The following is an 18,428-nucleotide window of genomic DNA, read 5'->3' as shown; positions in this document are numbered from 1 at the left end:
GCCTTCGACAGGTATCTTTTTTTGTGCCGGTATCCTCGCCGCCGCTATGGGACTTGACGACGACGCGCGGGAGTATCACCGTGAGGATCCTCCCGGCAAGATCGAGATTTCGACGACGAAGCCGACGAACACCCAGCGGGATCTCTCGTTGGCGTACTCGCCGGGCGTCGCTGCCCCGTGTCGCGACATCGACGCGGACGCGAGCCGCTCTTATGAGTACACCGCGAAGGGGAACCTCGTCGGCGTCGTCTCGAACGGCAGTGCCGTCCTCGGTCTGGGCGACATCGGCGCGCAAGCCTCCAAGCCGGTGATGGAGGGGAAAGGCGTCCTGTTCAAGCGGTTCGCCGACATCGACGTCTTCGACGTGGAACTCGACCTCGAGGAACCGAGCAAGATCGTCGACACCGTTCGGGCGATGGAGCCGACCTTCGGCGGCATCAACCTCGAAGATATCAAAGCCCCCGAATGCTTCGAGGTCGAGTCCCGCCTGCGCGAGGCGGTCGACATCCCGATCTTCCACGACGACCAGCACGGCACGGCGATCATCTCGGGCGCGGCGCTGCTGAACGCCGCCGACGTCGTCGACAAGGATCTCGAGGATCTGCGGGTCGTCTTCTCCGGTGCGGGCGCGTCAGCGATCGCGACAGCGCGGTTCTACACCTCGCTGGGCGTCCAACACGAGAACATCGTGATGTGTGACTCCTCGGGGGTCATCGGGACCGACCGCGCGGAACTCAACGAGTTCAAAGCGGAGTTCGCGTCCGACACGGACGACGACACCCTCGCGGAGGCGATGGCGGGTGCCGACGTGTTCGTCGGTCTCTCCGTCGGCGGGATCGTCTCCCAGGAGATGGTGGCGTCGATGGCGGAGAACCCGATCGTCTTCGCGATGGCGAATCCCGATCCCGAGATCGATTACGAGGCGGCGAAGGCCGCCCGCGACGACACGGTCATTATGGCCACTGGCCGCTCGGACTATCCCAATCAGGTCAACAACGTCCTCGGCTTCCCCTTCATCTTCCGCGGTGCGCTCGACGTCCGTGCGACCGAGATCAACGAGGAGATGAAGCGCGCTGCGGCGGAAGCGCTCGCCGACCTCGCACGCCAGGACGTCCCCGACGCCGTCGTCAAGGCCTACGGCGACCAACCGCTGCAGTTCGGTCCCGATTACGTCATTCCGAAGCCGCTCGATCCCCGCGTGCTCTTCGAGGTCGCGCCCGCGGTCGCGGAGGCAGCGATGGAATCGGGCTGTGCCCGGACGGACGTCGATCTCGAAGCCTACGAGGAGCGCCTCGAGGCCCGCCTGGGCAAGTCGCGTGAGATGATGCGCGTCGTCCTCAACAAGGCGAAGTCCGACCCCAAGCGGGTCGCGCTCGCGGAGGGCGGCGACGAGAAAATGATTCGCGCGGCCTACCAGATGCGCGAACAGGGCATCGCTCACCCCATCCTGGTCGGTGACACCGACGAGATCAGACAGACGGCGACGGACCTCGGCCTGGAGTTCGATCCGGAGATCGCCGACCCCTGGAAGGGCGACTGGGACCACTACGCCGACCGCCTGTACGAACTCCGGCAGCGCGAGGGCATCACCAAGCGCGAGGCCCACGAACTGATCCGCGGCGACAGCAACTACCTCGCGAGCGTGATGGTCGAACAGGGCGACGCTGACGCGATGCTGACGGGACTGACTCACCACTACCCGTCGGCACTCCGTCCGCCCCTGTCGATCATCGGCACCGCGCCCGACGCGGAGTACGCGGCCGGCGTCTATATGCTGACGTTCAAGAACCGCGTCATCTTCGCCGCCGACACGACGGTCAACCTCGATCCCAACGCCGACGTGCTGGCGGAGATCACGAAACACACGGGCGAACTCGCCCGGCGGTTCAACGTCGAACCGCGCGCGGCGATGCTGTCGTACTCGAACTTCGGTAGCGTCGACAACGAGGGGACCAGAAAGATCCGCGACGCCGTCGAATCACTCCACGCCGACGCGGACGTCGACTTCCCGGTCGACGGAGAGATGCAGGCCGACACCGCGGTCGTCGAAGACATCCTGAACGGCACCTACGAGTTCTCCGATCTCGAGGACCCCGCGAACGTGCTCGTCTTCCCGAACCTCGAGTCGGGGAACATCGGCTACAAACTGCTACAGCGCCTCGGCGGTGCAGAGGCGATCGGGCCGATGCTCGTCGGGATGGACAAGCCGGTGCACGTCCTCCAGCGCGGCGACGAGGTGAAAGACATCGTCAACCTCGCCGGGGTCGCTGTCGTCGACGCGCAAGAGTAGCGAGTCGCGACCGCGGTCACTCCCGGTCACTCCCCGGTGACCGAGACGGCGTTTGTCCACCGGTTCCGCCCAGCAACCGGGGCGCGAACGCGCGCTCAGGGCGACACGAATTCGACACCGCCGATCTCGAATCGCGCGCCACCGGCCTCGCCGTCCGTACAGCGGATCCACCAGCCGTGCGCATCGGCGACCTGCTTGGCGATGTTCAACCCCAGTCCCGTCCCGGTGCGTGTCGTCGACGTGCCCGCCTCGAAAATCGCCGCGCGGTCGTTCGATGACACACCCGGTCCGTCGTCTTCGACGTAGAATCCTCCCTCGAAATCGCCCACCGTCACGGTGACCTGGTCGCCGCCGTGCTCGACGGCGTTTCGAGCGAGGTTCTCAAGCAGTTGTCGGAGACGGCTCCGGTCGGCCAGGATGTGCCGGTCGGTGTCGGTCACGAGGGTCCCGTCGGCCGTCGGCACCGTTCGCCAGCAGGTCTCGGCGACCGAAGCGAGGGCGACGGATTCCATCCCTGACACCCGCTTGCCGACTCGCGACAGCGTCAGGAGGTCCTCGATCAGTGCTTCCATCCGGTCGTGCGCGGTGACCACCTCGGCGAGATGGTCGCTGTCACAGGCGTCGCTCAGCAGTTGGATTCGGCCCTGTGCGACGTTCAGTGGGTTTCGGAGGTCGTGGCTGACGATGCTCGCGAACTCCTCGAGGCGCTCGTTCGTCGCCCGCAGTCGCTGTTCACGGGCTTTCTGGGTCGAAATGTCTCGCGTGTTGACGACGTAATAGCCGTTCGGGGTTGGATTGCCCGAGGCGATGGACTCCACCCAGGTGTAGGACCCGTCGGCCTGTTCGTGTCGGTATTCGACCTCCTCGACGGTGGATTCGTCGCTAACGACAGACAGAAACGCGGCGACGACCCGCTCGCGGTCGTCCGGATGGAAGTACTCGGCGACCTGTTCGCCCACGAGTTCGTCCTGTTCGAATCCGAAAATGCGCTCGATCGCGGGGCTCTCGTACTGAACGATGCCGTCGCTGTCGAGGACGGTCAGGAGATTCGTCGAGTGTAACGGCAGCGCATCGAGCGCGACCCCCGGCCCGGAACCCGGCGACGCGGACGAATCCGTCCGTCTGTCGCGATTCATACACACCTATGCGAGCGGGCCGATATGGCTCTTTCTCCCCGTTCTGGGAGGCCGCTGCCACTATCGCGAGGACGGACTCTCTCTCGGGCTCCGGGCCGTCCCGCCGGACCGTTCAGTCGCTCGCGCGCCCCTCGAATCGCGAGGGCGGCGGGTACTGCGGTTCGGCGTTCGCTTCGCCGCCAGCGCTCCCACGGGGCGGTTCGCTCCCCCCGAGGGGTTCGGGGACGACGCAGCGATCGGCCCGCCGATTCACGTGTGCGTATTCACGCGGTGCGTTCGCGAGCGGGTGAGCCGGGTTCTCACGACCGTCGAGTCGCGCTGCCCGCAGTTCGTCGAAGCCCGCAATCCGCGCACAGATGCCCCGCCAGTGGGACTCGCTGCCGGGCGGGATCCGCTCGCCGCCGGTCGGCCGCCACTCGGTGCCGTCGCCGGCGCCCGCGAGCACCTCGCCGTTGACCGCTCCGGCGAGGTTGTCGTGATCGACTAACACGCCGATTCGGGCGTCGTCAGGCGTCCGCGCCGCCAGCACGTCGAGTCCGAGGTGCAGTGCGCGATACTCGGCGACGTTGTTGTTCGGCGCGGCATCCGGCACCGAGAGTCGCGCGACGCGGGTGCCGTCGTGCGCTTCGATCACAACCCCGAGGCCGCCGCCGTCGCCGTCGCGACGATACGAACCGTCGGTGGCGACGTAGAAGTGTCGGTGGTGCGTTCGCGGCGGGTGCGCGATGTGTGGCGTCGGGGAGTCGTCGAACAGGTCACGCAGCGTCGACCGGCCGTGAGCGGCCATACGCTCACTATCGCCCGCTGATTGTTAAAGATATCTCAGGTCAGAGCCGCCGCGACCAGACCGGTCGTCGCATCGCGTCTCCGGAATAGTTAGACCGGGGGCCGACGAACCGTCCGGGTATGACCGCAACTCCGACCCTGCTGGCACGCGATCTGATGACCGAAGACGTCGAGACCGCCTCCCCCGACGACGACGTGAGCGAGGTCCTCGGACGACTCGCCACAGTCGGTTTCAACGGCTTCCCCGTCGTCGACGACGCGGGGACGCTGGTGGGAATCGTGACCCAGCACGACCTCGTCGGCCTCTTCGAGACCCAGGACCGGACGCTGTGGATTCCGGTCGGCTTTCCGCCGTTCATAGAGACGCTCACCTACGCCATCGACGTCTCCTGGGACGATCTCGATCTGGGCGTCGACCTCCTGCAGAACGCGGACAAACCGATCCGTGAGGTGATGACCGAAGACGTGGTCTCGGTCGCACCCGACACCGCGCTCGACGAGATCATCGACCTGCTCGCGGACGACGACCGCGACATCAACCGCCTCCCAGTGGTCGAGGACGGCGCAGTCGTCGGTATCGTCGCCCGTCAGGACGTCCTCCGGGCGATCCGCGACGAACGACGGCGCGACGCCGAGTGATCTGCCACGCCGAGGCACCGAGGGATCTGCCACGCCGAGGCACCGAGGGATCTGCCGCGCTGAGACAGGGGGACCCGCCACAGCACGCCCTGTCTGTACACCGCGGGAATTCCGAGGTTACAGCGCGTCGGCTCCCTGTTTCTCGTTGAGCGCATCACTGATCAGGACGGCCTCTCCGGCCTCGGTGAAGCCGTACGTCGTCGCGTTGGCGCCCCCGTCAACCACGATCGCCAGCCGCCCGGCGTAGGTGTCGTCGTCCGCCTCGTACTCGTCGATGACGACGACGTCGTATTCGTCGATCGACCAGGGGCCACCGTAGGCGTAGTGATCGTTGAACGCGGTCTCGACCGCCGCCAGTTCTTCGTCGGTCGGCTCTCGGTAACTCTCAGTCACAGGCGGGTCGTCACCCTCTCGGGTAAAAAAGCATCGTGAGAACGAAACGTTGAGGGCCGGCCCTGTCTCAGTTCCGCTGTGACACGCTATCGGAACGTGCTGCTGTTCGTCCTTCTCGCGGCCGCGTGGGGCTCGGCGTTTATGGCCATCAAGGCCGGTCTGGCGTACATCCCTCCCGTTCTCTTCGCGGCCCTTCGCTACGACGTCGCCGGCGTGTTGATGCTCGCGTACGCGTTCTACGCCACCGACCGCCCGATCCCGCGGGGCCGTGGCCAGTGGGCGCTCGTCGCTGTCGGGGCTACGCTCCTCATCGCCGGCTACCACACGCTGCTCTTCGTCGGCGAGGCCGACCCCGCAGTCACCTCCGCCGCCGCGGCCGTCATCGTCAGTCTCAGCCCCGTCCTGACGACTGGATTCGCTCGCCTGTTCCTGCCCGACGAACGTCTCACGGCCCTCGGAATCGCCGGGCTACTCCTCGGCCTCGTCGGCGTCGTCGTGCTCTCGAATCCCGACCCGCAGAACCTCCTCGCGGGCGGCGCGGCCGCGAAACTGCTCGTCTTCGGGGCCGCGGCCGCGTTCGCGCTCGGGTCGGTGCTCACCCGGCGCATCGAAGCCGAACTCCCGATCGAGACGATGGAAGCGTGGTCGATGGTCTTCGGCGCACTCATTATGCACGGCATCAGTCTCGGGCTCGGTGAGTCCCTCGCCGACGCCGTCTGGTCAGTCGAATCGCTCGCGGCGCTGTCGTACCTCTCGCTCGTCGCGAGCGCGCTCGGCTTCCTGATCTACTTCGACCTCCTCGATCGCCTCGGACCGATCGAGATCAACCTCGTCTCCTACGTCGCCCCGATCGCTGCGGCGCTCGCCGGCTGGGCGTTTCTCGCGGAGGTGCCGACGGTCAACACCGTCGCCGGCTTTGTGATCATCTTCGCCGGCTTTCTGCTGTTGAAACGCCGCGCCATCCGCTCGGAACTGCCCCGGCTCCGGCGGCTGGTCTCTCGATCCTGAGCCGCCCGTTGCGTGTCCTCCCGGGCGGTGCGGAATCGCACCGAGTCACCGAACCACAGCGATTCGGGGCGTCAAGAGCCGAGAGCGGTGAGCGGTGGCGAATGCGCCGAGCGGCGGCGAGGACAGCCAGAGCGATGAAGGCTGAAAAGGAGACGAGAGCAGCGAGAGCGATGAAGGCGAAAAAGGAGACGAGAGCAGCGAGAACGACGAACGCGGCGGCGAGTCCGCTACAGTTCGATGTCGTCGGTGTGGAACGCCCCTTCGTCGACTTCGGCGTCGTACTCTTCGATCGCGGTGAGGATCATCTCGAGGGTAGCTTCGGGGGTCCACCGGGCCGTGTTGACCGTCAGGTCGTAGAACGACTGATCGGTGATGTCGATGTCGTAGTAGGAGTCATAGCGGCCGGCTTCACTGACTTCCCGGACGCGCATCTCCGCCTCCATCTCGTCGCGGTGACGGGTCCGGTCGACGCGGACCTCCGCGGGGGCGTCGAGCCAGATCCGGAGGTCGGCGCGGTTGCCGGCGAGCCATCCGGCGAGCCGAGATTCGAGGATGAACGGCTTGCTCGAAGCGCCCCACTTCTCGGCGATCGTCCGGAGCCGACGGTCGAGCGCGCGATCGATCTCGTCGGTCTCGTCGGTCTTCGCGATGAGTTGGGACAGCGAGAGGTCGCGGTCCTCGGCGAGCTGTCGGAAGATGTCGCCACCGGAGACGTATCCGCAGTCCAGCGCCGCCGACAGTCCCTCACAGAGCGTCGTCGCCCCGCAACCCGGCGGTCCCGAGACCGTGATGAAGAGGTTGCTGTCGACCGACCGCGCCGTCGGGACGTCGTCGTCTGTCATAGATATCCCGGACTTATCACGGGAGCACAAAAAGCCGCTGGAGTGGGCTCGTCGCTGGTCCACGGAACTGTGTGACGTGCCATCGCGACTGCGGACGAGTGCGAGTGCCGGCTCATCCGCGCCCGATCGGCTCTGGGACTCCACAGCAACGAAGAAAGATCAGCGCCCAGTATAAACGTTCTACGCGGATCTCAGGCGTTCGTAAAACGTCGAGCCACCCTCATGTTCGCCGATGAAGCGAACTGAACACACCGCAACGCTCGCGCAGTTATATGCCTCTCCCCGTGTATGAATGGAATGAGGTTCCCCACGATGTCAACCGCTCTCCCCCCGTTCGGTTCAGAACGCCTCAGTCGCGTCCGCGACGCCGTCAGTTCGCGCTCGACGGCCGTCCGCCCCAGCGAAACGCTCGTCGCCCCGCTCAGGTTCGTCGCCTTCTGGGCCGCAATCGCTCTCCCGTTCCTGTACCTCCCGCTCTTAGTCGGGGGGCTCACGGGCGGCGAACCCACGGTATTCGGCGCACTGCTGTTCGCGAACGTCGCTGCGCTCGTCCTGGGTCACGACTACCACTCCGACGCCGACCGCGCCTGAGGCCTGCGCCCGCCCTCCCGACGGCCGTCAACGCAGCGCCCTCCCGACGGCCGTCAACGCAGCGCCCTCCCGACGGCTGTCACCACTTCACACGCACTCCTTCGAACCGCCAACGGTTACGGCGCGGCGGTTCTTGCTCACGTATGACCGACGACGCCGACGCCAGCGACAGTGACAGCGGTGCCACCGACGCTGACGGCACTGCCGCCGACGCACCGACCGACGACGAGTACGTCGAAACGCTCCGGGCGAACCGCGCCGAGAAAGACGAGTTCTTCGGCTCGCACCCGCAGTCACCGATCCCGCCGGAACACCGCGACGACTTCGAGGGACTCGACTACTTCGCTCCGGCCCCCGATCTTCGAGTCGAGACCACCGCGACGGTTCACGAGGACCCGGAGCCCGTGCCGATGGAGACGACCGCCGGCAACGAGGTCCGCTACGTCCGCGTCGTGACGTTCGCCTTCGAACTCGACGGTGAGTCCCACGAACTCCACGGGTACAAACAGCGCCCCGACGACGATGAGGAACCGGTCTTCGTCCCGTTCCGTGACAAGACGACCGGTCAGGAGACCTACCGCGGCGGGCGCTACATCGAACTCCACCCCGAAGGCGACCTCGCCGATGGCGAGACGGTCACCATCGATTTCAACCTCGCGTACACGCCGTTCTGCGCGTTCAGCGAGACGTTCTCCTGTCCGCTCCCGCCCGAGGAAAACTGGCTGGAGGTCGCCGTTCGCGCGGGCGAGCGGGACTGGTCACCGTAGTCGCTCCTCGCAGTGCTCCGCTGTCGACGCCGCTTAGTCCCACGACAGGCCGACTGAGTGCGTGGGCGCATCGAGCGGGCTCGTCGGAAGATCCGCCTGCACGTCGGGGTCGTTGTAGCCGCCGGGCGCGACGTCGTTCGGCCCGTCCGGGTAGAACAGTGACGCGAGCAACTGGATCTGCTCGCGCCCCACGCCCAACTCGAACTGGCCGCCGCCGTACAGCTGTACGTCGTGCGCTTCGGCCCACTCGATCGTCGCGAACAGCGACTCGATACTGCCGAATCGCGACGGTTTGATGTTCAGCCACTCCGGCTCGAACGGCAGCGCCTCGACGGACGCCACCCCGGTGATCGGGTAGTCCCACGAGACGCGGCGGTCCGCGCCGTCGAAGAGCGGCCGCGTCTCGTCGGTGAAGGCGGGATCCTCGAACACGGCCTCGGGGAAGGTATCCAGCAACCGCTCGTAGAGCGCCGGGTCCGGTTCGGTGTCGACCTCGGTGTCCTCATAGAGCCCTTTCAGGTCCAGAATCCGGACCGCGTCCGTCGCCGCCACGTACTCGATCACCGCCTCGGTCCACTCGGGAGTCGGATCGAGTTTGAACTCGCTGTCCGGATACGCCTCACGGACCGCAGCGAGCCTGTCGGTGCTCGGCGGCTCACCCAGTCGCATCGAGACGACGAAGCGAAGCGGCCGGGGCTCGCGGCCGATTACCTCGCCCAGTGAGAGCCCGTTCTGACGCAGCGCTAGATCCAGCGCCGCCGATTCGAGCGCCCAGCGCCGGTAGGGGTATCCGGTCTCCCGCTCGGGTGCCTTCGTCGGGAACAGTTCCAGGTCGTCGAGGTGGGCCGAGAACGACGCGACCGTGTACTCGCCGGTGAGGTCGAACGGCGGCACGTCCGCCAGCGCGTCGTGGTCCTCGGTGTCGTAGGTGACGTCCTCGCCCCGACCGGTGTGCGCCGCTCCGTCCCCGTCCGGACCCGAGAGGTGGAACGTGGTGGTCGTCCGGACGAATCCGCTCGAAGTATCGCGGTCGCGACGCGTCCGATCGGTCGACTCGATCGTGAGCGGGAGATCCGCGACGGCGTCGAAGAGGTCGTTCATCCAGCGACTGTTGGTGGAGCGGAGTGAAAAGCGACGGGTCGGCCCGCGACGCCCGGACTACGACCCCCGTTCGAGCCGCGCCTCGAGCTTCTTCGCTCGCGTGGCCAGGGCGGCGAACGTCGCGAGGAAGGTGAGCACGACCGCGCCGGCCGCTGCGAGTTGGAGAGCGGTCGATCCGCCGATCACCGCGCTGTCGGCCACCGGGAGGGCCGTGTGATGCGGGTCGCCGACGATCGGGACGAAGTAGTCGACGACGTCGTTGAGGCCGTACCACGCGAGCGCGACCCCGACTGCGCGGACCGGGAAGTCGGCGATCCGGTGGAGGACGAACGCCTCGAGTACCATCGCGAGATGGCTCACGAACAGGAAGACGTAGAGCGGGAGCCAGGTCGTCTCGAGGAACGGCCCCGCGAAGACCGCGAGGACGTACGGCGTCCACAACCCAAGCTTCCAGCAGCCGAAGAACGCGAGCGCGGCGAGGTACTCGTTGGTCCGACCCAGCTTCCAGCTCGCGAACGCCAGGGCGATGAACAGCGTCGCCATCGGGCTGTCAGGGACGAACGGCCACATCGCGACCGGTTCGGCGGCGAACTGCCACGTGACGAGCGGGTCCGACAGCGGCAGCGGATGGAAGCCGTAGTACCAGAACCCGAACGCCGTGCCGAGGAGGTTGATCGCGACGACGACCCACGCGATGCGGAGGCCGAGGTTCTCGAGCCACCGGGGAAGCGGTGCGAGCCACCGCGGGAGGGCGTCTCCAGCGGGGAGGCCGACGTCCGAGACGAGCCGCTCCAACCGCGAGGACGGCGCGGGAGACGATGCCATTATCGACCGCTCGGCGCGCGGCGAAAAAGCCGTGCCGGTTCCGGAACCTCGTCGCGACCGGATCACGGCTGGTCGCGTGCCCGCGGACGCGGGCGTGAGTGATCCGTTTAAGTACGTCCGACCGCAACTGAAGTGTATGGCTGAGGAGACCGATCTGTCCGAACTCCGCCGTGGGACTGAACTCGTCAAACGCGGGTTCGCGCAGATGCAGAAGGGCGGCGTCATTATGGACGTCGTCGACGCTGAACAGGCGAAGATCGCCGAAGAGGCCGGAGCGGTTGCGGTGATGGCGCTGGAGGCTGTGCCCGCAGACATCCGCAAGCGCGGCGGCGTCGCGCGGATGCCCGACCCCGCCGACGTGAAAGACATCGTCGAGTCGGTGTCGATTCCGGCGATGGGCAAATCCCGGATCGGCCACACGAAGGAGGCCGAGATCCTCCAGTCCGTGGGCGTCGATATGATCGACGAGAGCGAGGTGCTGACCCCCGCCGACGATCGCTACCACATCGACAAGCGAGACTTCACCGCTCCGTTCGTCTGCGGCGCGCGCAACCTCCAAGAGGCGCTCCGCCGGATCGACGAGGGCGCGGCGATGATCCGCACCAAGGGTGAGGCCGGCACTGGCGACGTGAATCAGGCCGTCCACCACCAGCGCAACATCAAGAGCTCGATCCGCGAACTCGTCGGCAAGACGCACGAGGAGCGCGAGAAGTGGGCACGCGAGCACGAAGCGCCCGCCGACCTGGTCCACGAGACCGCCGAGATGGGCCGGCTCCCGGTCGTCAACTTCGCTGCGGGCGGCATCGCGACGCCCGCCGACGCGGCGCTGATGATGCATCACGGCTGCGACGGCATCTTCGTCGGATCGGGAATCTTCGGCGCGGAGAACCCGCCCGCGATGGGCCGGGCCATCGTCGAGGCCGTCAACAACTGGGACGATCCGGACACGCTCGCCGAGATCGCCTCGAACCTCGGCAAGGGGATGAAGGGCGAGGCCAACGCCTCGATGCCCGAAGAAGAGAAACTCCAGGGCCGCGGCGTCTGATCGGTTTCCGTTCCGCACTCTTTCTAGTCCGTATCTCCGTATCGACTCTCGAAGCAGCGCCCGAGCAGCAACAGAATCGAATCCCGATCAGTACAGCGTCGCGCCCTCGCTGACGCGTGTCTGGTACGCCCGCGAGTCGACGTCGACGCCGGCGAAGGCGTCGACCATCGCTGCGGCGACGTGTCGCTGATCGGCCTCACGGCAGGCCGCGATCACCGCCGGGCCCGCCCCGGAGACGGTGACGCCCGTGGCACCGGCGTCGAGTGCGGCCGCTCTGACGGCGTCGTAGCCGGTGATGAGGTCCGCCCGCGCCGGCGTGACGACCCGCTCGTCCATCCCGGTCCCCACGAGTTCGGGATCGTCGCGACACATCCCGACCGAGAGCGTCGCGGCCGCCCCCACGGTGTGGACGACGTCGGCCATCGACGCCGACTCGGGGACGACGGCCCGCGCGTCCCGTGTGGAGACGGCGATCTCCGGGAGGCACGCGACCAGCGGGATTGACGCGTCGACGGTCGTGACCGCGCCGTCACGGGCGACGGTGAAGCCGCCGAGTAGCGCCGGTGCGACGTTGTCCGCGTGGGCCTCGCCCGACACGACCGCCTCGCCCTCGGCGGCGACGGAGACCAGTTCCCGTCGCGACCGGCCGCGGTCGTAGAGGGCGTTCAGCGCGACAGCCGCCGCGGCGGAACTCGCCGCTGAGGAGCCGAGTCCCGAAGAGGGGCGAACGCCCTTGTCGATCTGGATGTGCGCCGGGGCGTCGAGGGCCTCTGCGACCGCGCCGACGACGTTCTTCTCCGGGTCCTCGGGGATGTACTGGCTGCCGACCCCGGTCATCTCGATCGTCGTCCGGTCGGCCTTCTCGACGCGGACGACGTCGGCGGGACGGTCCAGGGCCACGCCGAAGACGTCGAACCCGCTGCCGAGATTCGCGCTCGTCGCGGGGGCCCTGACCGTCTGCATACGCGTCAGATTGCCCAACACCGGGTAAAAAGGTAGCGAACGATCAGCGGACGGCAGTCGTCTCGTGGCCCGCCGTGACCGCCGTGGAGCGGAATACACTTTTGGGCCGCCGCGATAGTGGACGTATGATCGGCGTCGTCGGCGGCGGGATCGCCGGACTCGCGGCCGCCCATCGGCTGCAGCAGCAGGGCCACGATATCCAGGTGTTCGAGGCAACGGACCAGATCGGCGGCCTGGCAGCGACCTACGAGACGGCCGGTGACCAGATCGAGCAGTTCTACCATCACCTGTCTAAATCCGAAGAGACCATCGTCGAACTCGCCGAGGAACTCGGGTTGGGTGACCGGATCGAGTGGCGCGTCGGCACCAACGGCTACTACGTCGACGGCGTGGTCCATCCGCTGGACACTCCCTGGGAGATCCTCGCGTACCCGCATATGAGCCTCTACGACAAGTTCCGGCTCGGGATGCTCACCCAGGGGATCGACGTCCGCGGGCTCGTCCCCAACTTCGACGCCTACGACGACCTCTCGGAGTACGAACACGACACCGTCCGGGAGTTCGTCGAGGAACACACCACCGAGAGCGTCTACGAGAACTTCGTGGACCCGCTCTTGGATGGGAAGTACGGCGATCGGAAAGACGACATCTCCGCGGCGTGGTTCCTGGGTCGGGTCCGCTTCCGCGGCGAGCGCGACCTCCTGCGCGGGGAGATCCTCGGCTACTTCGACGGCGGCTTCGGACGTCTGTTGGACGCGCTCGTCGACGCGGTCGGCCGGGCGAACATCACGACGAACGCACCGGTCACCGACCTCACGGTCGACGACGGGGCGGTCCAGTCACTGACGGTGGCGACCGAGGGCAGAGGCGACGGTCCCGCCGGCGACGTGGCCACCGAAACCCACGATGTCGACGCCGCGGTGGTCGCGACGATGCCGAACGTGCTCGAATCCCTCACGGGGTACGCCTGCGACATCGACTTCCAGGGTGCGGTCTGCGGACTGGTCACGATGGAGGAGTCGCTCCTCGACACCTACTGGCTGAACGTCGCACACGACGCCCCCTTCGGGGCGCTCATCGAACACACGAACTTCGTCGAGCGCGAGCGGTACGGCGGCGATCACCTGCTGTACGTCGCCGCCTACGTCCAGGACAGCGAGGAGGAACTCTGGCAGCTGGACGACGACGAGGTCCGGGAGACGTGGCTCGCAGAGATCGAGTCGATGTTCCCCGACTTCGATCGCGAGGTGGTCTCGCAGTTCCGCATCGCTCGCAACCCCCGCGCCGCACCGATCTACGAACGCGGCTATCTCGATCTCGTGATCCCGTACCACCTCGACGAGGACGTCGGCGAGGGCGTCTACTACGCCGGGATGGCCTCCGCGGCGCAGTATCCCGAGCGATCGCTCAACGGCGGCGTCGTCGCCGGCTACGAGGTGGCGGACCGGATCGACGATCGACTCGCTGGAACCACTGGAAGTGATGCGACAGCGACGCCGGAGCACCAGCCCGCGGGCGAACGGGACGCGCCGTCGGCAGACGACGTCGAGTCTGAGACGACGTCCTAGCCGAGAACGCGGGCAAACCCAGCACGTGCGCGTTCAGGCCTCTGACTCGTCAGTCTCGCCGTCGACGTTCTGCATTCCCGGGGCGACCTCGACGTCGACGTCCTCGGGGGCTTCCTGCCCGCCGACGTGGATCTCGCCGTCGTCGTCTTCGACGTAGACGTCGTCGGCGAAGCCGCCGACTGCGTGCGGGTGCTCGGGCTCCTCGAGCCGCTCGGGCGTCGAGTCGGCGGCGGGAATCTCCTGGGTGTGGAAGTCGCCGAGGGGATTCGCGATGTCGATGTCGTAGCGCTCGAAGAACGCCTCGTAGCGCTCGTAGTGTTCTTCGAGTTCCTCGGCCGGGAACTCCATCATCTCGGTCCAGCCGTGGTTGTAGAAGTCGAAGTTGGCCTGGATGTGGGTGATCTCGCGGGCTTCGGCCTCAGAGAAGCCCTCTTCGAGGGCTCTGACGTAGGTGTCGAAGGTGCACTCGAAGAACGCCGCCATATGCGGCTCGCGTTCCTCGCGGTGTGACGGATCGGCCTTCTCGCCGAAGACGCGCACGTGGAGGTCGACGAGTTTGTCCGTCGCGATGTCGCCGACGACCGGCATCGTCAGCGCTTTCTTTGCCGCAAAGTGGCGGATGTTCTGGCGGAGTTTCATCGAGTCCGCGTAGGGACCGGTCGGCCTTGAATGACACGCGTTTCCGAGCCGCTGCGTCCGGTGACCGCCGTCTGATCCGGCGTCTCCGCGGACGAGGAACCCGCTCTGGTGCGACAGGGCCCAGGTGCGTGGCGAACAGTCGGCACACCGCGCGTAGCGACGTCGTATGAGCGTCGCTTCTCCCCGCGTCGACGTGCCGAACGACCGCTGCCCGACGCGGGACTCTCATCAGGTCACGCGCGTTCTGGCCCCGGGTTAGTATAAAACGCTTCGTGCGGGCGAACTCCGAGGGGCCACAAACGATCGGGAGAGCGAGTCTCGTCCTGTTTCCGGGCTGATCAGTCGTCTTCGCTCGCGCCCCAGGACTCGACGCGACGCGGCCGGTCAGAGACCGCTTCGACGTCGATCGGCTCGTCCTTGGTGTCGAGGGCTTCGAGCGCGGCGAAGGCCGAAGCGGTCGTCGAGAAGTAGGTGATCTCCTCTTCGACGCAGACCTCGAGCGGGTCGCGATCGCGCGAGACCACGAGATCGATCCTGCCCTCACGGAGCGCCGAGGCGAGTTCCTCGTGGCTGTCGAACTCGACCAGGTCGAAGTGCGCCGCGTACCCCTCGCGGAGTGCCCGCGCGTCTTCGGTGTCGGGCTCGGGGAACTCCTCGGCCGAGAGATCGACCCACGCGGTCCCCGACTCGGGGATCGGCTTGCCGGTCGAGTCCTGCGCTTTGTCGTAGGCCTTTCCGAACGTGGACGCCGTGCCCATCACCTCGCCCGTGGATTTCATCTCGGGGCCGAGGCGGGGGTCCGATCCCGGCAGGCGGTCGAACGGCAGGACGACCTCCTTGACGCTCACGTCCTCGGGGATCTTCTCGTCGACGTCGAGGTCTGCGAGCGTCTCGCCGGCCATCACCTTCGCCGCGAGCTTCGCGATCGGGACGTCCGTCGCCTTCGAGACGAACGGAACCGTCCGCGAGGAGCGGGGGTTCGCCTCGAGGACGTACACCTCGCCGTCCTTCACGGCCAACTGGACGTTCAGGAGTCCGACCGTGTCGAGCGCGGTTGCGATGTCCTCTGTGACCTCGCGGACGCGCGCCATCGTGTCCTCGGTGAGCGAGCGCGGCGGGATCATACACGCCGAGTCACCCGAGTGGACGCCGGCGCTCTCGACGTGTTCCATCACGCCGCCGATGATCGCGCGCTCGCCGTCGGAGACGGCGTCGACGTCGAGTTCGATGGCGTCCGCGAGGAACTGATCGATGAGGATCGGCTTGTCGGGGGAGACCCGAACGGCCTCCTCGATGTACTCTTTGAGTTCCGCATCGGAGTGGACGACGTCCATCGCGCGGCCGCCCAGTACGTAGGAGGGACGGACGAGCACCGGGTAGCCGATGTCGTTGGCCAGTTCCAGCGCCTCGGCCTCGCTCGTCGCGGAACCGCCCTCGGGCTGGAGGATGCCGAGGTCGTCCATCAGACGGTTGAAGCGGTCGCGGTCCTCCGCGAGGTCCATCGCGTCGACGCTCGTGCCCAGGATCTCGCAGTCGAGTCCCCGGCGGTCGATCTCGGACTTCAGCGGGTGCCCGATGTTGACCGAGGTCTGCCCGCCGAACTGGACCATCACGCCGTCGGCGTCGGCCGCCTCGATCACGTCGGCGACCTCCTCGGCGGTGATCGGCTCGAAGAACAGCCCGTCTGAGGTGTCGTAGTCGGTCGAGACCGTCTCGGGGTTGTTGTTCACGACGTGCGCGTCGATCCCCATCTCACGCAGGGCCTGGACGGCGTGGACCGAACAGTAGTCGAACTCGACGCCCTGGCCGATCCGGATCGGGCCGCCGCCGACGACCACGACGCTCTCGACGTCGCGATCGACGCGGAGTTCGCCCGCGGCGGCGTCGCCCTCGTAGGGGCCTCTATAGAACTCCGGCTTGCGCGAGGAGTAGTAGTACGGCGTCTGCGCCGCGAACTCGCCGGCGCAGGTATCGACCTGCTTGTACGTGCGGCCGGGGACGTCCGTCTCGATCTCGCTGACAGTCGCGCCGGTTGCCGAGGCGATTTCGGCGTTCGTGACCCCCGCGGTCGCGGCAGTCGTGAAGTCGCCTTCCTGGGCGGCGTCCATCGCCTTCGAGACCCGCTGGTACCGCTCGAGGTACCACGGTTTGATGCCGGTCAGTTCCTGGACCTCCGCCACGGAGTAGCCGCGGTCGAACGCCTCGAAGATGGCGAACGTCCGATCCGGCGTCGGCCGTTCGAGCAGTTCGGTCTCGAGGACCTCGTCGGAGACCGTCTCGACGTCGGTCGCGGGCTCGTACTCCGTCGAGCGGATCGCCTTCAGCATTGATTCCTCGAACGTCCGTCCGATGGCCATCGCTTCACCCGTGGACTTCATCGCCGTCGAGAGCGTGAAGTCCACGTCGTCGAACTTGTCCTTGGGCCACCGCGGAATCTTGGTGACGATGTAGTCGATCGCGGGCTCGAAGGCGGCGGTCGTCTCGCCGGTGATTTCGTTTTCGATCTCGTGGAGCCGCTTGCCGAGCGCGACCTTCGCCGTCACGCGGGCGATCGGATAGCCGGTCGCCTTCGAGGCGAGCGCGGAGGAACGGGAGACGCGGGGGTTCACCTCGACGACGCGGTACTCGCCGCCGGGCGTACCGTCGTCGTGCCAGGCGAACTGGATGTTACAGCCGCCCTGAATGCCGAGTTCGCGGATCACTTCGAGGGCCGCGTTGCGCATCTCCTGGTGGCCCTCGTCGGGGATGACCTGCGAGGGCGTCACGACGATCGACTCCCCGGTGTGGATCCCCATCGGGTCGATGTTCTCCATGTTGCAGATGATGATACAGGAGTCGTCGGCGTCCCGCATCACCTCGTACTCGAGTTCGACCCAGCCCGAGATGGACTCGGTGATGAGCACTTCGTTGTTGCGTGAGAGGCGGAGGCCCTTGCGGACGCGCTCGTACAGTTCCTGTTTCTCGTGGACGACGCCCGATCCCGACCCGCCGAGCGTGTAGGTCGTCCGGGCGATGACCGGGAGGCCACCGACCATCTCGACGGCGTCGTCGACGCGGTCACGGAGATCGTCTTCGGTGAGGCTCTGGACCTTCTCGCCGTCGTCGAGCGAGATGGTAGTCGACGCGGGGACGGGCTGGCCGATGTTCTCCATCCGCTGGCGGAAGAGGTCGCGGTCCTCGGTGGCGTAGATGGTGTCGAGCGGCGTGCCCATAATCTCGACGTCGTGTTCTTCGAGGATTCCCTGTTCGGCCAGTTCGGCGGTGACGTTCAGTCCCGTCTGTCCGCCGAGGCCGGCGATCACGCCGTCGGGCTCCTCTTCGCGAATGATCTCCGCGATGGCCTCCGGCGTGATCGGCTCGATGTAGACCCGGTCGGCCATCTCCGGGTCGGTCATGATCGTCGCCGGGTTCGAGTTGACGAGGACGACTCGGGCCCCCTCTTCCTGGAGCGCGCGACAGGCCTGCGCGCCGGAGTAGTCGAACTCGGCCGCCTGTCCGATCTGGATGGGTCCGCTACCGATGAGCAGGATCGTCCGATCCTCGGACGCTGCTCCACTCGAGGTGTCCTCGTCAGTCATCACTCCGAGTGAGTCCGCACATCGTAATAAGCCCGGCGAAACACTACGAGATGCGAAGTTGGATTTCGAAATTCGTAACAACCTCGGAGGGACGCCACAGCGGTCGATGCGGGTCCCTCCGTCTCGTCCGGGACGGACACGGGCGAGCGAAATCCGACGCCGACAGCAGACTGGGAGTGGGAGCGACGCAGGACCCCGAGCGCCCGACGCACCGCTGTGAGTGGGCGTACGGCGCACACGGTTGAGAGCATCGCCAT

General features: G+C 66.9%; 16 protein-coding genes. 7 read left to right on the top strand and 9 right to left on the bottom strand.

All coding sequences use genetic code 11. The features are described from left to right. Window positions 1–46: 46 nt before the first annotated feature. Complete coding sequence (locus BLU74_RS15870) at window positions 47–2,290, top strand: NADP-dependent malic enzyme (RefSeq protein WP_089769116.1); 2,244 nt, start codon at window positions 47–49, stop codon at window positions 2,288–2,290. A gap of 95 nt (window positions 2,291–2,385) precedes the next feature. Here the strand turns inward: BLU74_RS15870 and BLU74_RS15865 are convergent, their stop codons facing one another. Further along, window positions 2,386–3,426, bottom strand: a complete 1,041-nt coding sequence (locus BLU74_RS15865; protein ID WP_089769113.1) for a sensor histidine kinase — start codon at window positions 3,424–3,426, stop codon at window positions 2,386–2,388. A 112-nt stretch (window positions 3,427–3,538) separates the two neighbouring features. Next, on the bottom strand, window positions 3,539–4,213 hold the full coding sequence (locus BLU74_RS15860) for a ribonuclease H family protein (RefSeq protein WP_089769111.1): 675 nt from the start codon (window positions 4,211–4,213) through the stop codon (window positions 3,539–3,541). A gap of 119 nt (window positions 4,214–4,332) precedes the next feature. Here BLU74_RS15860 and BLU74_RS15855 point away from each other — a divergent pair, with 119 nt between their 5' ends. Further along, complete coding sequence (locus tag BLU74_RS15855; protein ID WP_245705820.1) at window positions 4,333–4,851, top strand: CBS domain-containing protein; 519 nt, start codon at window positions 4,333–4,335, stop codon at window positions 4,849–4,851. A 117-nt stretch (window positions 4,852–4,968) separates the two neighbouring features. Here the strand turns inward: BLU74_RS15855 and BLU74_RS15850 are convergent, their stop codons facing one another. After that, window positions 4,969–5,244 (bottom strand): hypothetical protein, encoded by a 276-nt coding sequence (locus BLU74_RS15850; protein WP_089769109.1) that lies wholly within the window; start codon window positions 5,242–5,244, stop codon window positions 4,969–4,971. A gap of 78 nt (window positions 5,245–5,322) precedes the next feature. Here BLU74_RS15850 and BLU74_RS15845 point away from each other — a divergent pair, with 78 nt between their 5' ends. Further along, entirely contained in the window at window positions 5,323–6,252 is a 930-nt protein-coding gene (locus BLU74_RS15845) for a DMT family transporter (RefSeq protein ID WP_089769107.1), read from the top strand. 227 nt (window positions 6,253–6,479) lie between these two features. Here the strand turns inward: BLU74_RS15845 and cmk are convergent, their stop codons facing one another. Next, window positions 6,480–7,094 carry a (d)CMP kinase gene (cmk, locus tag BLU74_RS15840; RefSeq protein WP_089769106.1) on the bottom strand — a complete coding sequence of 205 codons (615 nt, stop codon included), beginning with the start codon at window positions 7,092–7,094 and terminating at the stop codon, window positions 6,480–6,482. A 312-nt stretch (window positions 7,095–7,406) separates the two neighbouring features. Between cmk and BLU74_RS15835 the strand changes: the two genes are divergently transcribed. Beyond that, window positions 7,407–7,685 (top strand): DUF8028 family protein, encoded by a 279-nt coding sequence (locus tag BLU74_RS15835; RefSeq protein WP_089769165.1) that lies wholly within the window; start codon window positions 7,407–7,409, stop codon window positions 7,683–7,685. Window positions 7,686–7,828: 143 nt separating this feature from the next. Then, window positions 7,829–8,452, top strand: coding sequence for a DUF1684 domain-containing protein (locus BLU74_RS15830; protein WP_089769104.1), 624 nt, complete (start codon window positions 7,829–7,831; stop codon window positions 8,450–8,452). Window positions 8,453–8,485: 33 nt separating this feature from the next. Here the strand turns inward: BLU74_RS15830 and BLU74_RS15825 are convergent, their stop codons facing one another. Continuing rightward, a complete protein-coding gene (locus BLU74_RS15825; RefSeq protein WP_089769102.1) occupies window positions 8,486–9,553 on the bottom strand; it encodes an enolase-like domain-containing protein in 1,068 nt (355 codons plus the stop codon). A 57-nt stretch (window positions 9,554–9,610) separates the two neighbouring features. Then, window positions 9,611–10,378 carry a DUF1405 domain-containing protein gene (locus BLU74_RS15820; RefSeq protein ID WP_089769100.1) on the bottom strand — a complete coding sequence of 256 codons (768 nt, stop codon included), beginning with the start codon at window positions 10,376–10,378 and terminating at the stop codon, window positions 9,611–9,613. Between the two features lie 136 nt (window positions 10,379–10,514). Here BLU74_RS15820 and pdxS point away from each other — a divergent pair, with 136 nt between their 5' ends. Then, window positions 10,515–11,423, top strand: coding sequence for a pyridoxal 5'-phosphate synthase lyase subunit PdxS (pdxS, locus tag BLU74_RS15815; RefSeq protein ID WP_089769163.1), 909 nt, complete (start codon window positions 10,515–10,517; stop codon window positions 11,421–11,423). A gap of 87 nt (window positions 11,424–11,510) precedes the next feature. Here pdxS and BLU74_RS15810 read toward each other — a convergent pair whose 3' ends face one another. Then, window positions 11,511–12,386: a homoserine kinase gene (locus BLU74_RS15810; protein WP_089769098.1), complete on the bottom strand. Its 876-nt coding sequence runs from the start codon at window positions 12,384–12,386 to the stop codon at window positions 11,511–11,513. Window positions 12,387–12,511: 125 nt separating this feature from the next. On the opposite strand from BLU74_RS15810, the gene BLU74_RS15805 reads away from it, so the two are divergent. Continuing rightward, window positions 12,512–13,954: an NAD(P)/FAD-dependent oxidoreductase gene (locus tag BLU74_RS15805; RefSeq protein WP_089769096.1), complete on the top strand. Its 1,443-nt coding sequence runs from the start codon at window positions 12,512–12,514 to the stop codon at window positions 13,952–13,954. A 33-nt stretch (window positions 13,955–13,987) separates the two neighbouring features. On the opposite strand, the gene BLU74_RS15800 is transcribed toward BLU74_RS15805, so the two are convergent. Further along, window positions 13,988–14,593 carry a DUF6149 family protein gene (locus tag BLU74_RS15800; protein ID WP_089769094.1) on the bottom strand — a complete coding sequence of 202 codons (606 nt, stop codon included), beginning with the start codon at window positions 14,591–14,593 and terminating at the stop codon, window positions 13,988–13,990. Window positions 14,594–14,931: 338 nt separating this feature from the next. Next, entirely contained in the window at window positions 14,932–18,171 is a 3,240-nt protein-coding gene (carB, locus tag BLU74_RS15795) for a carbamoyl-phosphate synthase large subunit (protein WP_089769092.1), read from the bottom strand. Window positions 18,172–18,428: the final 257 nt, after the last annotated feature.

The organism is Halobellus clavatus (genome assembly GCF_900107195.1).
GTDB lineage: Archaea > Halobacteriota > Halobacteria > Halobacteriales > Haloferacaceae > Haloquadratum > Haloquadratum clavatum.
The sequence above is the reverse complement of the archived record's forward strand: the minus strand, read 5'-3'. Positions and strand labels throughout refer to the sequence as shown.

What these genes read in the sequence shown, in the direction of transcription:
- carB (WP_089769092.1), bottom strand. Translation starts at nt 18,171, where the DNA reads ATGACTGACGAGGACACCTCGAGTGGAGCAGCGTCCGAGGATCGGACG.
- BLU74_RS15805 (WP_089769096.1), top strand. Translation starts at nt 12,512, where the DNA reads ATGATCGGCGTCGTCGGCGGCGGGATCGCCGGACTCGCGGCCGCCCAT.
- BLU74_RS15820 (WP_089769100.1), bottom strand. Translation starts at nt 10,378, where the DNA reads ATGGCATCGTCTCCCGCGCCGTCCTCGCGGTTGGAGCGGCTCGTCTCG.
- BLU74_RS15855 (WP_245705820.1), top strand. Translation starts at nt 4,333, where the DNA reads ATGACCGCAACTCCGACCCTGCTGGCACGCGATCTGATGACCGAAGAC.
- BLU74_RS15810 (WP_089769098.1), bottom strand. Translation starts at nt 12,386, where the DNA reads ATGCAGACGGTCAGGGCCCCCGCGACGAGCGCGAATCTCGGCAGCGGG.
- BLU74_RS15835 (WP_089769165.1), top strand. Translation starts at nt 7,407, where the DNA reads ATGTCAACCGCTCTCCCCCCGTTCGGTTCAGAACGCCTCAGTCGCGTC.
- BLU74_RS15860 (WP_089769111.1), bottom strand. Translation starts at nt 4,213, where the DNA reads ATGGCCGCTCACGGCCGGTCGACGCTGCGTGACCTGTTCGACGACTCC.
- BLU74_RS15870 (WP_089769116.1), top strand. Translation starts at nt 47, where the DNA reads ATGGGACTTGACGACGACGCGCGGGAGTATCACCGTGAGGATCCTCCC.
- BLU74_RS15830 (WP_089769104.1), top strand. Translation starts at nt 7,829, where the DNA reads ATGACCGACGACGCCGACGCCAGCGACAGTGACAGCGGTGCCACCGAC.
- pdxS (WP_089769163.1), top strand. Translation starts at nt 10,515, where the DNA reads ATGGCTGAGGAGACCGATCTGTCCGAACTCCGCCGTGGGACTGAACTC.
- BLU74_RS15800 (WP_089769094.1), bottom strand. Translation starts at nt 14,593, where the DNA reads ATGAAACTCCGCCAGAACATCCGCCACTTTGCGGCAAAGAAAGCGCTG.
- BLU74_RS15865 (WP_089769113.1), bottom strand. Translation starts at nt 3,426, where the DNA reads ATGAATCGCGACAGACGGACGGATTCGTCCGCGTCGCCGGGTTCCGGG.
- cmk (WP_089769106.1), bottom strand. Translation starts at nt 7,094, where the DNA reads ATGACAGACGACGACGTCCCGACGGCGCGGTCGGTCGACAGCAACCTC.
- BLU74_RS15825 (WP_089769102.1), bottom strand. Translation starts at nt 9,553, where the DNA reads ATGAACGACCTCTTCGACGCCGTCGCGGATCTCCCGCTCACGATCGAG.